This is a genomic window from Sphingopyxis bauzanensis, assembly GCF_002205675.1.
GTDB classification, from domain to species: Bacteria; Pseudomonadota; Alphaproteobacteria; order Sphingomonadales; family Sphingomonadaceae; genus Sphingopyxis; species Sphingopyxis bauzanensis.
On sequence record NZ_NISK01000003.1, the window covers coordinates 484552 to 499520 of the forward strand.

The window sequence follows — 14969 nt, forward strand, 5'->3', positions numbered from 1 at the left end:
ATTCTCCGTCAATAATCGGGGATGGAAAGGCCGAGCGTCTGGGCAAGGGCATCGACGACCGCGTATACGAGCGGGTCCTTCACCCCTGGCTGGCCAAAGCGATTGCGAACATAAGCGAAGCTGACTCCCGACGGCGCGTGGGCGAAGGCGAGCGACCCGCCGGCGCCATCGTGCCCGAACGATCCCTCGCCAAGCATTGGCTGAACGGCCCATGGAAGCATGAGACCCGCTCCCCAAGTCGGGCCGGGAAATTCCTGTCCCAATGGCGTCCCGGCGGAGACGACCTCGCACGCGTCGCGCAGAGTGCCATCCGAAAGAAGCGGCGCCTCGCCTCCCCCGCCGATCGCTTTAGAGTAGAGACGTGACAGCGATCGGGCGTCGGCGACACCGTTCGCGCCGGCCAGTTCGACACGCTGCATGGCGGGGTCGTTCAAGCCCGCTACCAGTCCGCTCAAGCTTGCCGGGAACATTCCGTTCAATGTGATCGCGCGCGCCGGGATCAGATCCGGGTCGAGTTCGGGCGTGTCATACTCCGCCGGAACTTCCACCACGGCGACGGCCGGGCGCGCATCTGCACCGCGGCCAATCTGAATATTGAGATCGAGCGGCTCCGCCAACGTGGAGCGAAACCACGAGCCCACCGTCTGTCCCGTCACCCGCCGCATCAATTCGGATGTGATCCAGCCGATGGTAACGGCATGATAGGCGTGCGTCGAACCCGGCTCGAAGAGCGGCGGTTCGTTTGCAAGCCTGGCTGCCATCGCCGCCGTGTCAGCGAGATCTTCGAGCGTGATCTTGCCGCTCAGCAGCGGGACACCGGCCTGGTGCGCGAGGGCGCGGCGAACGCTGATGTCGCCTTTCCCGTGCACGGCGAATTCGGGCCAATAATGCGCGAGCGGACGATCGAGATCGATCACGCCAGCCGACACCTGCGACAAGATGCAAAGCGCGGAGATCCCTTTGGTGACCGAAAAGACGGGCACGGTTGTATCAGGCTCCCAAACCGCCTTCGATTTGCTGTCAGCCGATCCGCCCCAAAGATCGACCACCAGTTCGCCATCGCGGTAGACAGCGCATGCCGCGCCCAGTTCACCGCCTTCGCGAAAATTGCCCCGAAACGCGTCGAGGCACGCGGAAAATTGCGGATCGACGGTGCCGTGGATTTCTATATTTACGGTCACGATATTCCCCTCAAGCTCTCGCGTCGCGAAGCGCCGCCTCGCCGAGCGCGATAGCGCCGAGTGGCCCGGCTTTTTCTCCCAAGGCGGGAAGTCCGATCAAAGAAACGGGATCTGCATCGCTGACATGAGGCAGATAAGCCGCCAAGTCGGTGACAACGTGCTGCCAGGCTCGTTCCAACAGGAATGAGCGGCCAAGACCCACCCCGCCGCCAATCAGAATTTTCTGCGGACTCGTAACAAGCAGAAGCGCGCCAATCAGTTGCGCAAGATCGTGCGCGACAAAGGACCACCGCGGATCGTCATCACTGATAGTCGCCCCTGAGGCTCCGAACCGCGCCCGCAGGGCTGGGCCGGAGAGCAAGCCCTCGGCGCAATCGCCATGAAATGGACAGCTGCCCGGGAAATCATCGCCTGATGCGCGCCGCAGCCGGAGGTGGCCTATCTCGGGGTGAAGTGCGCCGTGGACCGGACGGCCGCCGACAAGAACCCCTCCCCCCACGCCGGTCCCAAGCGTCAGATAGACGACGCTGTCCAGCCCTTTGCCCGCGCCCCAGCGCCATTCGGCGAGAGCGGCGGCGTTGACGTCGGTATCGACCCGGGTCGGGCAATCCGAGGCCGCGCGCAAGGTTTTCGCGATATCAGCGCCCGTCCATCCCACTTTCGGGGTGGCCAGCATCAACCCATAATCCGCCGCATCGGGATCGAGGCGGAGCGGTCCGAACGATGCGATGCCGAGCGCGGCGTAGCCTTGGTCGCGTTTCCAGCCATTCAATAAATCGACCAGCGCTCCTAGGGTCTCGTCGGGCGTGGTCGTCGCAATGCGCTCGCTTGCAAGGATTTCCGTGCCCCTTGCGAGGACAGCGAGCGCCTTCGTGCCCCCGAGTTCAATGCCTGCGATTTGATCCATCGGCGCCATAGCTATCGCACGATCCCGGCCTTGTCGCCCGCGAGCCACAGATGGACGAAGGGGGCAAATGTGCCGCCAAAATTCCGGGGACCGTCGCCTGCCCAATCGTCGACGAAGCTCGTGACCGAGAGGTCGGGCAAAACGAACCAGCTATAAGCCTGTGCGGGCGCCGCATCGGGGTTGGCGAATACGAGCCCGCTGCCGTTCACCGGCGTCCAGCCCCCAAGCAGCGAGTCCGACACCATCGCATATAGTCCGGTAGGGCCTACGGGTCCCGTTGGCTCGAAGACATGGCGCTGCGTCGACCAGAACAGATAATAGAGGTCGCCGTGAAATATGATGTGCGGCCGCTCCAGCTCATTGTTGAGCGTGTCGGCGCTGATCACCGGAGGCAGGATATGCCAGCGCGCGTCAGGGCCCGGATCCTGCCGTGCGATGCCGACGATGCCATTATAGGCAGAGTGTGACCCGGCGCGCGAACCCGCGAACAGGAGATAGCTCTCGCCGCCAATCGGGTCGCGGAAGAAAGCGGGATCGCGAAAGGCCTTGATCTTGCCGACCTCGCCTTCGCCCCCTGAAGTGGTCATATAATGCGCAGGATCTCGCGTGACGATTTCTTTTAGATCGCGCCAGTCGCGAAGCCGCGGCATGTGGTCCGACTTATCGAGCGTTGCCGACGCTGAAAAAATCCGCTGCTCGAAGCTGATATGCGTTTCGCCTCGTCGTCCCGTGGCGGTGAAATAAAGCGTCGCTGTCACACCGTCCGCCGCGACCACGGCGGAGCCGGACCATTCGCGACTCCCGGGGGAGAAGTCATCGGGCATGGCGGGACCAAGGTCGCGCCATGTCGCGCCATCACGCAGCAACAAGTGTATCCGGGCATGGCCATGACGCTCGTCGGGATCTGCGAACCATGGCGCACCGAGGGCCATCCAAAGCTGCCGCCCAGCCTCAATATGATGGGGGTCGCCGCTTTCGTCCTGCAAAGGCCAGGCGTCCCATACGCAAAGGTCAGGGGCCACGTGGACGACGTCGCTGCTGCCGAGAAGTGGAGCGCTCGCGACCGCTACGGCGTCGATCGCCTTGACGTGATCGCCCGTCCAGCGGGCTGGAAGTGTCATAATAGGTTCGCTCTTAAGGTTTTCTGCTGGCAATGATTATGCCGTTCGATCGATGACGGAGACTGGGAGACCGGCCGGGCGGACGTGAACCGCCACCCGGCCGACGCCGATCAATCGATTGTCGTGCGAAGCCGCAAGCCGATCGTGCGCGGATATGGTCCCGCCAACAGCAAGCTGTTGCGAACGAAGCTGGGCCCGCGCTCGTCCGCAAGGTTTTCGCCAAACAGCGAGAGCTCCCAGCGGTCGGTGCGGAGACCGACGCTTGCATTGTAGAGCGAATAGGGGCGGACAACGTAGCCGTCGTACATGACCCGGCTTCCGGTTCGCGCCGCCGACCCGTTCAGGAAGAAGCGCAGGTCGCCGCTGCCGAGCGGCCGCTCGAAGTCCGCGTCGAGACGGTAGTTATATTTGGCAGTGCTCGACAGCCGCTCGCCCTGTGCCACATTGGGCAGCGATGCGGTCACGGCAGGAAAGATATTCCGGAACTCGCTGTCGTTCCAGTTAGCGACCGCACCGAGATTGAGCCCCTCGAGCGGCGTACGCCATCGCGCCTCGAGATCGACGCCTATGGTTCGTGCTTCGCCGACATTGGCGAACGCAGCGACCCCGAACGGCGTCAGGCCAAATTGAAGATCTTTGAAGTCGATCCGATAGATGTTGAGGCCGAGCTGAACGCGGCCGTCGGCAAGCTTGGCTTTGATGCCTGCCTCATAATTGGTCAACGTATCGGGATCGAGCGCGATCGACGACGGAATACCCGAGAGCTCGACGAGCGATGCCTGGAAAGGAGTCTGGGTGATGCCGCTGCGGAAACCTGTGCTGACCGTGACGAAGGCTGTCAAATCGTCCGTCGGGAAATAGGACAGGTTCGCGCGCCAGGTGATCTTGTCTGGCTTGGTCTGGCCCGACCCCGTTCCAGTCAGGATCGAGTCCGCGTTGAACCGGCGATTGTCTTTGTAATAGCGAACACCGACGAGCGGCACGAGCTTTCCGCCGAAAAGATCGTAGCTGACCTCGCCGAACGCGGAATAATTGCGTGTCCGCGTGTCGTTGAACCCGCTGATCGTCAGCGCGGTCAGGTTCGCATCGAAGCTAAAAACCGCCTTGGCATTTTGGTAGAAACCACCAACGAGCCAGTGGAAGGGGCCATCGCCGTTCGAGCGAAGCTGGATTTCCTGCGCGAAGCTGCGGGCGTCATAACCGTTGAAAAGCGAGCCTGTGCCGAGTGGCCCAAAGGTCTGGCCCGTCAAATAACCAAATTCTGCGTCGAGATAACTCGTCGAGCTGCTCAGGATTGCAGCGCCGGCATCATATTCGACCGAAAGGCTGTAGAGATCGAAATTGCCGTTTTCATATCCCTGCGTGGTCCCGCTGAACCACTGCTGTGCCGGCTCAAGCTGGTTGATGCTCTGGGTATAGTCTTGGCGCGGCTCCCAATGGGCGGCCTGAACGCGAACCTTCAGCGCATCGGTCGGCTGCCAGAGAAGCACGGCGCGCACATCGCGATTGGTGATGTCGTTGGCATTCTTCTTGGTCGGCGCGCCCGTTGCCGGTGTATCGGCGAAAATATCGACATAACCCGCGCGCTTGTCATATCCGCCGCTGATGCGGATCGCGAGTTTGTCCTTGATGAGCGGCACCGAAATGGCTGCCGAGATGCCGTAGTTCAGCGCGCTCGCATCATCCATTTTGGCAATCGTCGCCTCACCGCGCATCTCGACATTGTTCAGATCGGGGTCGCGCGTGTGATAGATGATCGTGCCGCCGGCCGAACCCTGTCCATAGAGCGTGCCCTGCGGCCCGCGCAGCACCTCGACCCGATCGATGTCGATGAACCGAAGCGGCGGCGCGATCGGCGAATTGGGGACCGCGAAAGGCACGTCGTCGATATAATAGCCGATCGGCGAGTCGCCGATGCCGCCGGCGGCACCGACGCCGCGGAGCGAAAAGGTCTTGATCACTGACCCGACCTGCTCGCCGGCGGAGGCGCCCGGGATCGAGCTGATCAAGTCAGTTGTTTCGCGAATACCGCGTTCTTCCAGTTGCTCTCCGCTGAAGGCCTGGATGGCGAGCGGCGTGCCGATCAGCGTTTGAGAGCCTTGGCGGGTCGCCGTGACGACGATGTCGCCATCATCTGCCGCCGATGGGTCGGCATTCACGCTCTCCTGCGCAGCGACCGGCGACATGAAGGCCAGATGGGCAACGCCGGCAAGCGCGGCGAAATACAGGCGATGGTTCATTGGTATCCCCTCCTCATAAAGCTGCGCATCCGAGTCGTCGCGCAATCGATTGCACGATGTTTACGCAATCGATTGCGTAGCTGTCAATAGTCTGATACCCGCTGCGTCAAATAGAGGTGGAGAGAGATGATGAGCACGGACTTGGCCTCTGGGCGACGCATGCAAATCGGCGTTCCGATAAAGCTCCTATATGGCAGCGGCCAAGCCGTCGATGCGGTCGTCCAGGCCGTGATCAACACCTTTCTGCTGTTCTATCTCACGGCCGTGTGCGGAATGTCGGGCGGCGCTGCCGGGAGCATATTTCTGGTGTCGCTCGTGGTCGATGGCCTGCTCGATCCTTATATCGGCAGGCTTTCGGACAATTGGCGATCGAGCTGGGGCCGCCGCCTCCCCTTCATGCTCGTCGCACTTCCGCCAATGATGATCGCAGCTGCACTCATCTTCAACCTACCCTCGAACCGGTCGGACGCCTTCCTCTACATCTACGTCCTGCTGCTCAACATCGTGCTGCGCGTGGGACTGTCGGTATTTGCCCTTCCGCATTCCGCGCTGACGGCTGAACTGACCGACGATTATTCCGAACGCTCGGTGCTCAGTAGCTTTCGCGCCCTCTTCATCGTGCTCGGGACCGCGGCCGCGTTGTTGCCCGCCTTCGCATTCCTGTTCGCCGCGGACGGCGCGCTCCAGTCGAAACCGCCCTATCAGTGGCTCGGCCTGTTGACCGCCTGCCTGATCGGAGGCTTTGGTCTGACCTGCGTGTCCGGCATTTTCCGCAAGGCGAGGAGCCTCCCCGTGCCCGAGCGGGCGACGGAAGAAACTGGCTTCTTCGCCGACCTGCTACAGCTTTTCCGCAACCCGTCTTTTGTGCCGATGTTCCTCGGCGCCGTGCTTGTGCTCGTCGGGCAAGGCGCAACGACCGCGATCAACTTGCACGCCTACCGCTATTTCTGGGAGCTACCGGCCGCCTATATGCAGCTGCCGCTTCTCATTCTTCCCGTCGGAATGCTTCTCGGCACGCTCGCGGCGGGGCTTCTCCTCGTCCGGATCGAGAAGCGCGACGGCGTAATCGGCGCGGTCGCGGTGCTTGGCGCCTATCAGATCCTCATCACGCTGCTTGCGGTTGCCGGAATGGTCCAGCCCGGTTCGATCGCAGCGGTCGCACTTGTCGCCGGCAGCGGCCTGTTGTTTGGAGCCTGCGGGGCACTCTGTTTCGTGTGTTTCTATTCAATGATCGCCGATGCCGTCGATGAACATGACCATCTGTTCGGCGTCCGCCGCGAGGCACTCTACGCTGCGGCGCTGATGATCGGCGCTAAAGCGGCCACGGGCATTGGCGCCTTTCTATCGGGGCTTGGTCTACAACTCGTCGGCTTCACCGCGCCTGCCAAGGGAAGCACGGCGACGATACCCGCCGACACGGCAACCGCGGTGGGACTCCTATGGGGCCTAGGCGGAGCGCTGGTCGTGCTGGCCGCCATTCCGTTTCTTTACCGCTACCGCATCGATCAGGCGCGCCACGCGGAAATCCTGGCCAGCCTTGCGGCACGTCCGAGCGCAACGCCAAGTCCCGTCCCGATCATCGCTCCGCTTGCGCAGAACTGACTGTCCGTGCAATCGATAGCGTGGAACTGATCGACGGGACAGAAGACGATGGAAGCAGCAGAAAGGCAGGCTGGCCGACCGATGAAAATGGCTGACATCGCGCGGATGGCCGGCGTGTCTTCGTCTACCGTCTCGCGGGCCCTTGCCGATCATCCGGCGATCCCGGAGGCGACGCGCAATAATATCCAGGAACTCGCAGCCAAGCACGGCTATGTGATCAACCGCGCGGCAAGGAACCTGCGGCAGAGTCAGACGCAGACCATCGCAGTCGCGGTTCCCCTCGGTCACGAGCGCGAGCAGCTGATCTCCGATCCTTTTTTCCTTCGCTTGTTCGGTCACCTCGCCGACGAGATCTCGCAGCGGCATTATGACATTCTGTTGGTTCGCGAGCCTTCGCCCGACGCGCATTGGCTCGGCCGGCTGGTTCGTTCGCAGCGCGCGGATGGCTTCATCATCGTTGGACAGAGCAACCAGCATAAGGCGCTGAACCTTGCCGCCAGCTCCTATCGCCCGCTTGTTGTGCTTGGATCGGAGCTTCCCGACCAGATCTATTGTTCGGTGGGCTCGGACAACCTCGAAGGGGGCCGGTTGGCGGCCGAGCATCTGCTGAGATCGGGTCGGAAACGCATACTGTTCGTCGGGCCCGCTGAGTTGCCGCAAATCGATCTACGCCTTGCAGGTTACAGAGACGCGCTTCGCGATGCCGGTATCGCGATCGACGATAGACTGATCTTGCCCGCGCATTTCACGGGAACATCGGCCTTTGACCAAGTGCAAAGTGCTATCACGGCCGGGGTGGATTTCGATGGCGTGTTTGCCGCCTCCGACGGGATCGCGCTTTCAGCAATCCGGGCGCTGGAAGCGGCCGGGCGTCGCGTTCCGCAAGATGTGTCAGTCGTCGGTTTCGATGACAGCGACATCGCATCGCAGTCACGCCCAAGCCTGACCACAATTCGCCAGAATGTACCCGAAATCGCCGCAGCTCTGGTCGATCAGCTCTTCCGCCGTCTCGACGGAGAGGACACCAGGTCCGCGGTCCTTCCCGTAAATCTCATCATACGGGATTCTGCTCCAGCGCCTTAGATGGCCGTCTTCTGCCTGTCAGCTTACAAGCGGAGCGATTGGAAAAGCTGACATTCGATCGATTCAACGGCCCGGTCAGTAGTCCGCCAACAGAGCCGGCGTTCGCGGTCTGAAGCGCATTCTGCGAAGGCGGCAATGTTCATGCGCCAGCCAAAAGGCAGGCTCCCTTACTCTGCGGAACCCTCGGGCGCGTGTGGCGGGGTGATTTCGAAGATGGGCGTCTCATTCCACGTCATTTCCTGGCGGAACCGGAATTCCAGGAAGCCGTGCACGTCGTCGCCATTCGGGTTAGGCTCGAACCCGGCGCGCACATATCCCGTCCGGTTGGTAATTGTCGGCTTTCACACCTCAATCGCGAGAAGCGGTCCCGACTGGCCCCCAAGCTGACCTTCCAGCGACAATTTTCATCAGGTCTCTTACGCATGCCGTTACCAGCCCGGCCGCGGCGGACAGCAGCGCGGTCAGCGCGTCTAGCCGGCAGGAATGGCCATGGAACGGCGCGACCGCTATCGACGAGATTTGCAGCGGGGGAGCAGCCGCTTGCTTGGCCGGGCTATGGGTTCTACATCCGTTCACGGCGCTCTCCGGGCCGCAAATCAGGTGAATATGACAATCGATCCATTCAGCGCGACCGCGGGGAAAACAGCGGTTGGCGAAATCGTAAAACCGACGATAGGCACGTTGCGGCGCCAGATTGCAATGCGCGGCTCCCAATATGTCGATGCGGCCACTGCCGTCGGGGTCGATGCGATCCTCGATCAAGCGATCGCGGTACTTGCTGGCAATTCCGCGACACTGCCCGAAGCTATACTTATCCGCCTCAAAGGTATTGCCACTGAAAGGCCCTCCTCTTTCGCAGACGCGGACGCACGCCATTTTATCGGCGACAATCGGGTGATGCCTCTCGTCAAGGCCGCCACTTTCGCTACTTTCGGCAATCAGGATGTTGCGGACAAACAAGCCGAGGCACGCGAAATCCACGGCGCATTGTTTGGCGGCGACGGATTCTACGGAGAAACTCTGTTCGACGAGGCGGTTCGATACTGCGCCTTTGCCTTGCTCAGCCACCTCACGACCGGCGACAAGTTCGTCATCGAGATTTTGAACGAGAAGGCCGGTGCAATCCAAGAAGGGATCGGCGCGATACAGGGTGCGCTCGGTCCTATGGCAGAACATCTCCAGCAGTTGGTCGACAGGCAGCAGGCGAAGGAAATCGAAGTTGAATCCGAAGTGCTGGATCTCGCGGTCGAACGCGATATCCGGCGGCTTCGGAGGCTTCGGCTCGCACTTGGCGATGGTCTTACGGGTGTAGCCGAGCAACTGGGTTTGCGTCTCGAGGCGGGCCTTCGGCATGCGAGCGACAATGTGAAGGCAGCTGCATTTCGCGAAATCGCCATAGTTCTTACCAAGGCGAAGCGACCGGACGATGCCGAACCATTCATCGAGAAGGCGGAGGCTCTCGGCGCCGACACGACCTGCGAGCGCGCGCGTCTCGCCCTAGCGCGAGACAATGCCGAAGAAGCGATGACGCTGCTGCGCGACAGGGCAGATCCAGTCTCGCGCAGCCTTCTGGTCGATGCGGTCAATCATCGCGATGGCGAAACTGCGGCGCTCGACTTCTTCGATGCAAATTATACCGGCGCGGATCTCACGGGACACGCCCTGCAAGCCACCGCCTTCAAGCTGGGCAAGCTGGACCGCCTTTCTGATGCCGAAGCCCTGCTCGCCGGAGCGACTGCCGAACAGATCGAAGAAAATCCGGTAATTCTTTATACACGCGCCCATGTGCGGATCGCGACCGCGCTTCCGCCCGATTTGGCAAAGCGCTATGTCCTCATTGAAGGCATCATTCCTCAACCCGGCGATCTGCGAGACGATGCCGACGGAGAGCAGGCGCTATCGGCGGCGCAAGAGGATCTGCGCAAGCTGCAGGCCGCGATTTCCGACATCGACGCGCCTGACCTTGCAATGTTGGCGGACATCAATCTGCTGTTCCTCGGCATGCGCGTGGGTAGCGAGGAAGAACGCAAGGCAGGACGGGATCTGTTCATAGAGAGGCTGGCGGACCCCGCAGAAGCCGTTCGCCTTGCGCCGCTTGCATCGCTATACAAGATCGAAATCGACTGGCATGCGGTTCGCAAGGAGCTTGAACGCGCAGAACAGCTTGGCGGCTATGACGACGCCCAGCTGAGCGCGGCGTTCACCCTGACCCTCCACCGGAGCTCGGCGCAGGATATTCTGGCCCTTATCGGCAAGTACCGCGAACGCCTCTATCAATATCAGGGCAAGTCGGTGATCGTTTCGATGGAAGTCGAGGCGATGGCACGATCCGGGGATATCGAGGGCGCACGCACCCTTATGGATCAGAATCTGGATGCCCTCGACGACGATGAGCGGAGCTTTCTCGAGGCGACACTGATCGAAGCGGCGGGCGGTGACGGGCTCGCCGCCCGTTTGAGCCAGTTCGAGAAGACGGGATCCACGCACGATCTCCAGATCCTGGTCGGATCGCTGAGAGACGCTGGAGACGACCGGCTCGGCGAGTATCTGGTGAGGCTCTGGCATCTTCGTCATCAGCTGGACGACGCTAGGGCCGCCTGCAACGCCCTCATCTCCGCGCAAAAAGAGGAAGAAGCAGAGATATTTCTCGACGAACTCGGCGATACGGCTCGCGGCGATCCCTATCTGCGGACGCACTTGGCCTGGGCGCGCCAGCGTCAGGGCCGGCTGAGTGAAGCGAAAACCGAACTCGATGCCCTGATCTCATCTGGGGTCGATGACCGGAATATCCGCCAGCTGCGGATCATTCTGGCGGTCGAAACGGGGCGCTGGTCGGACCTCATCTCGTTCGTTCAGCACGAATTGGCCATGAAGGAAAACCGGAGCGCGGCGCAGCTCATGGAAGCGGCGCGGATTGCGCAAGCGGTCGACAGCAGCGAGGCGATGCCGCTTGCGCGTGCTGCGATCGCGATGGATCCGGACGGCGCTCATCTCAATATCGCAGGATACTCCGTTGCCGTCGCCGCCGGACAGGAGCGAAGCGCCGAGGTCTCCGGCTGGCTGGCCAAGGCGCGCATCGGATCGGGGACGGCGGGCCCGCTCTTCGAAAAGGACCTTGACGATTTCATCGCGATGGCGAAGGAATCGAGAGCGCGTAGCGAACATCTGAACAAGCTTGTATCGAGAGCTGAGCTTCCCTTCTTCATCGCGATGCAACCGCTTGGCACAACGCAGAGCGCGCTAATTCTCAGCCAGTTTGCCGGCAATGCCGAACTGACCGATAGCCGGCGAAAGGTTCTGTTTCCGCTCTTCGCGGGAAACCGGGGTCCTGTCGGCGATTTCAGTCCCAATTCGATCGCCTTCGATCCGCTATCCCTTCTCATCCTTGAATATCTCGGATTCCTGCCACGCGCCCTCGCCGCTTTCGATGATGTCATGTTGCCGGCCGGCACGATGCACAGCTTCTTCGAGGATAGGGTCAAGTCGGGCCCTCCCCAGCCGAGCCGTATTGTCCAGGCCCGTGCAATCAAGGACCGGATCGCCTCGGGCCTATTAATGATCAGCGACTTGGAATCGGACGCGGAACTGGTGTCGGATGCCGGAGAGGAGTTTGCCGAACTCTACAGGGGAGCGGAGGAAGCCGACGGCTATCTCGTAGCCGTCGCACCGATATACCGTCCCGGAAACTTCCATGAATTACTGGATCCGATGCGCTTCCGCGACCGGTTGCTCAGCCCAGCCGGACTGGTCAAAGCGCTTCTCGACCGGGGCGTTTTAAGTGAGGCTCAGGCGGAAGCGGCGCAGCCGTTCGTCGAGGGTGCCGGGCCATGGGAGAATGAACCGCAGCCCGAGGCTCGCCGAGCCCTGTTCCTCAGCAATTTAGCTGTCCAATATCTTTCGGATGCTGGCCTTCTGCCGATATTGCAGTCCTATTCGGGGGCGCTCGTCATTCGGCGCGACGTCGATGAATTTGCCGATCGCGAAATTGCGGCGGCAACCGAGGCCACCACGATCAGTACCGGCATCGAACGGGTGCGGCAGACCGTTGCCGACGCATTGGCGCTAGGCAGGATCCGAATCGGCCCCTGGCGCATTCGCCCCGATGAAAAGGGACAAGGAGCGGATCGTATCAATAGTCCGGTGATGAGCGTTCTGCGCGACAGCGGCGGAGTCGAGGCCTTCGTCTGCGACGACCGAGCGATGAACAAATATCTTCAGTTCGATGATCCCAAGCGCGGCCCGACCCCCTTCCTCACAACGCCCGATCTGCTCATTCTTCTCCATCGTCGCGGCGTGATCACGGCAAAGGAACTCGCAGTCGCCCGGGAAAAGCTGCGAGCCGCCGGAGCAGGTCTCATACAACCCGATGCCGAAGAATTGTTCCTGGCTGCACGCGGAAGTAACTGGAGCATCGGCCCCAATGCCGAACTGCGCAACATCCGGGATGCCATTTATCTGCCGATCGCGCGCGGCCTGCTGCAACTGCCGCAAGAGCGTATATGGGTAAAGTCGGTATCGATGCAGATCGGGATGACCATCCGGAGGATTTGGCAGGATTTCGACGAACCGGGAGGCGCCGCCCGCGCGGCAAGCTATCTTCTGGACATGATTCCGGACGTCGCGGCGCTCGCAGCTGACGATGATTCGGTCGACCGCGATCTTTGGGTGCAGGATGTCTCGAGGCACACATTATGGGCAATCGCGTCGATATTCGACCTCTCGACGGTCAAGCTCCAAGCCTATCGCCAATGGTTCACGACCCATGTCGCTCCCAGTGCAGCGCGGCGCGATCCCGGTGCCATCGAGGCGGTCGCCCGGACGCTATTCAACTTCCTCGACAACCTGCCCCGCGACGAGAGCGAACATGACGAGAATTGAGGATCTGTCTCCGGAGGAGTTGAAAGCCGAGTTCTTCCGCAGCGCCATTGTGAAACTTCCTGAGGAGGTTGCCTCGGTGATGCTTCGTGATCCCACCGTGCTTGCGATCCTCGGCCTTCCCCAAGGGGAATTTGTGCAGCTCTGGGGCGAGCGGTTCGAACGAACGGCGATGTTCGACGCGCTTCGCTCGCTTGTCCGGGGCGAAACCATCAATCTGTCTTCCTTCGATGGCGCTACGACGACCGACGAAGCTAGGCTCGATGAAGATGGATCAGCTGTCCTCCGTTCAGGTACCGAAGGCCTCAGGTTCCAGCATGTGAGGCTGTTCAGCGATATTGGAGCGGAACGCGCATCGGTAATCGACGAGATCGCTGCCACGGGCGAGCTGTCCGCCGATCGGGAAATGGCTTGGCGCGCGGCCGCAGAGCATGCGCCGTTCGACGATGAGCTGTTTATCGCGCTCCAAGGCGAGGCCGATGCGACGCCCGAGGCCGTATACCGCGAAATGGCGCAGGGGATAAGCAACGGGACGGCCATCTTCGACGATCTGGTTCCGATCGAGTCCCAGCATTATGCGTCGTTGCTCGGTGTCTGGCCCCTTCCTGACACACTCGGCGCCTACAAGGCTGCGTGGGTCGACATGGCCCAGGGCCTCGACCAGGCGCGCCTTTGCCGGTTGCTTCGACTGTCGGGTCCGTTCGCGGCGATGCAATCCGGTCTCGTGGCGACCGCAAGCGATAGCCTGGATCCGCCCGAGCGGTTGGAAATTATGCAGTTCCTTGCCAGCCGTGCCGACCCTTTCAGCGTAGGAGCCGCGTTCGAAGTCGCGAGCCGCAATATCGACAATGCAGCGATGCGCGAGCTGGCGAACGACCTCATCGGCCGTATCTGCAACCATCAGCACCCGATGTATGAGACCGCCGGCCCGGCCCTCGAAGCGGCGCTCGCGATTACGATCTCGCTAACCGCGCGCAACCGTACTTTCGATGGCTGGCCGCTCTACGCGAAGCGCCTAGCGCTAATCCTGCACGCCAGCCATTTGCTGCGCATGTTACGCGCCGCGGGCGTCGATCCCGCGAATTTAGCCGAGGAAATTGGCAAACGCTTCGGATCGCAGGCCCGCCTTGCGGGACTATGCGACACCCGCGAGGCTCCGGTTTTCCAATTCCACTATTTCGGCGCCGGCCTCGTACAGGCCATGCTGATCGACCGCGTCACCGAAGCCATCTCGCGGCTGCAGGCGGCGTCACGGCCGGAAGAATGGATCGGGGAGCGCGACAAGGCGGTCAGCGGTGCGGTCGAGGCTGGCCGCGGCCTGTTCCTAGTGGCCGCAGGGGCGCTTGACGAGTTCGAGGACGGCTGGACGGGCCTGACCGAACTCGAACCGAAATTCGCGGACGAAAATCTGGAACGGCTGCGAAACGAAAACGGATCATCGGTTCTGCTCAACGAACTGGTCAAGATCGCAGTCGCATTCGAAGTTTCGCCGGACAAGCGGTCCGATGTTGGGGCTGCGATTCTCGCGGCGTTGACGAGGTTCGCCGAACCCGCCGACCATCTCATGGCCGCCGAGTTCGGTCTTCAGATCGCGGCACGCTGGCGGGACGGCGACATGGCCGACCAAATCATCGGCCTCCTTTTGGCAGCCGTACAAAAGGAGGAGCTTCCTGATAGCGGAGCCTCGGCGCGCTACACAATGCTGGCGGCGGCGACCGCGGCGGACCGCGCCGAGTGGCTCGATCGGGTCGGTCAGATGGCGCGGAATTTCGCGCTTTCACATCAGCCCGGGAACGGGCTGCAGAATCTCAGACGTGCGATCAACCTGCTTTGCGATTTCGATTCCGGCCTCGCTCCTAAGCTTGCATCGGCTAAGTCCTGTGCGATGCTCGCATATGATCGGTTTGATGGCTGAAGGCTGATAAAGGGTGTGCAGTTTCGATTACGAATGGCTGCTTTC

Annotated in this window: 9 protein-coding genes; 4 read left to right on the top strand and 5 right to left on the bottom strand. The window is 61.6% G+C overall.

Translation table 11 applies throughout. From position 1 onward, the window contains the following. Nucleotides 1–8: 8 nt before the first annotated feature. The 4 genes from CDQ92_RS13770 to CDQ92_RS13785 all read right to left on the bottom strand — a co-directional run bounded on the left by CDQ92_RS13770 (nucleotide 9) and on the right by CDQ92_RS13785 (nucleotide 5449). A complete protein-coding gene (locus CDQ92_RS13770) occupies nucleotides 9–1181 on the bottom strand; it encodes a serine hydrolase domain-containing protein (RefSeq protein WP_158213845.1) in 1173 nt (390 codons plus the stop codon). Nucleotides 1182–1191: 10 nt separating this feature from the next. Continuing rightward, a complete protein-coding gene (locus CDQ92_RS13775; RefSeq protein ID WP_088441932.1) occupies nucleotides 1192–2097 on the bottom strand; it encodes an ROK family protein in 906 nt (301 codons plus the stop codon). A 2-nt stretch (nucleotides 2098–2099) separates the two neighbouring features. Further along, entirely contained in the window at nucleotides 2100–3209 is a 1110-nt protein-coding gene (locus CDQ92_RS13780; protein WP_088441933.1) for a glycoside hydrolase family 68 protein, read from the bottom strand. Nucleotides 3210–3319: 110 nt separating this feature from the next. Continuing rightward, on the bottom strand, nucleotides 3320–5449 hold the full coding sequence (locus CDQ92_RS13785) for a TonB-dependent receptor (protein ID WP_088441934.1): 2130 nt from the start codon (nucleotides 5447–5449) through the stop codon (nucleotides 3320–3322). A 159-nt stretch (nucleotides 5450–5608) separates the two neighbouring features. On the opposite strand from CDQ92_RS13785, the gene CDQ92_RS13790 reads away from it, so the two are divergent. Both CDQ92_RS13790 and CDQ92_RS13795 read left to right on the top strand, forming a co-directional pair. Then, nucleotides 5609–7051: an MFS transporter gene (locus CDQ92_RS13790; protein ID WP_158213846.1), complete on the top strand. Its 1443-nt coding sequence runs from the start codon at nucleotides 5609–5611 to the stop codon at nucleotides 7049–7051. Between the two features lie 87 nt (nucleotides 7052–7138). After that, entirely contained in the window at nucleotides 7139–8134 is a 996-nt protein-coding gene (locus CDQ92_RS13795) for a LacI family DNA-binding transcriptional regulator (RefSeq protein ID WP_088442257.1), read from the top strand. Between the two features lie 348 nt (nucleotides 8135–8482). Here CDQ92_RS13795 and CDQ92_RS20905 read toward each other — a convergent pair whose 3' ends face one another. After that, nucleotides 8483–9487 (bottom strand): hypothetical protein, encoded by a 1005-nt coding sequence (locus CDQ92_RS20905; protein WP_144035786.1) that lies wholly within the window; start codon nucleotides 9485–9487, stop codon nucleotides 8483–8485. A gap of 12 nt (nucleotides 9488–9499) precedes the next feature. Here CDQ92_RS20905 and CDQ92_RS13800 point away from each other — a divergent pair, with 12 nt between their 5' ends. Then, nucleotides 9500–13012: an HTH domain-containing protein gene (locus CDQ92_RS13800; RefSeq protein ID WP_144035787.1), complete on the top strand. Its 3513-nt coding sequence runs from the start codon at nucleotides 9500–9502 to the stop codon at nucleotides 13010–13012. Then, on the top strand, nucleotides 12999–14924 hold the full coding sequence (locus CDQ92_RS13805) for a hypothetical protein (RefSeq protein WP_144035788.1): 1926 nt from the start codon (nucleotides 12999–13001) through the stop codon (nucleotides 14922–14924). The genes CDQ92_RS13800 and CDQ92_RS13805 overlap by 14 nt, the downstream gene beginning before the upstream one ends. Nucleotides 14925–14969 lie beyond the last annotated feature (45 nt).

Coding starts and splice junctions, on each gene's coding strand:
- CDQ92_RS13775 (WP_088441932.1), bottom strand. CDS start 2,097: ATGGCGCCGATGGATCAAATCGCAGGCATTGAACTCGGGGGCACGAAG.
- CDQ92_RS13780 (WP_088441933.1), bottom strand. CDS start 3,209: ATGACACTTCCAGCCCGCTGGACGGGCGATCACGTCAAGGCGATCGAC.
- CDQ92_RS13785 (WP_088441934.1), bottom strand. CDS start 5,449: ATGAACCATCGCCTGTATTTCGCCGCGCTTGCCGGCGTTGCCCATCTG.
- CDQ92_RS13790 (WP_158213846.1), top strand. CDS start 5,609: ATGCAAATCGGCGTTCCGATAAAGCTCCTATATGGCAGCGGCCAAGCC.
- CDQ92_RS13795 (WP_088442257.1), top strand. CDS start 7,139: ATGGCTGACATCGCGCGGATGGCCGGCGTGTCTTCGTCTACCGTCTCG.
- CDQ92_RS20905 (WP_144035786.1), bottom strand. CDS start 9,487: ATGCCGAAGGCCCGCCTCGAGACGCAAACCCAGTTGCTCGGCTACACC.
- CDQ92_RS13805 (WP_144035788.1), top strand. CDS start 12,999: ATGACGAGAATTGAGGATCTGTCTCCGGAGGAGTTGAAAGCCGAGTTC.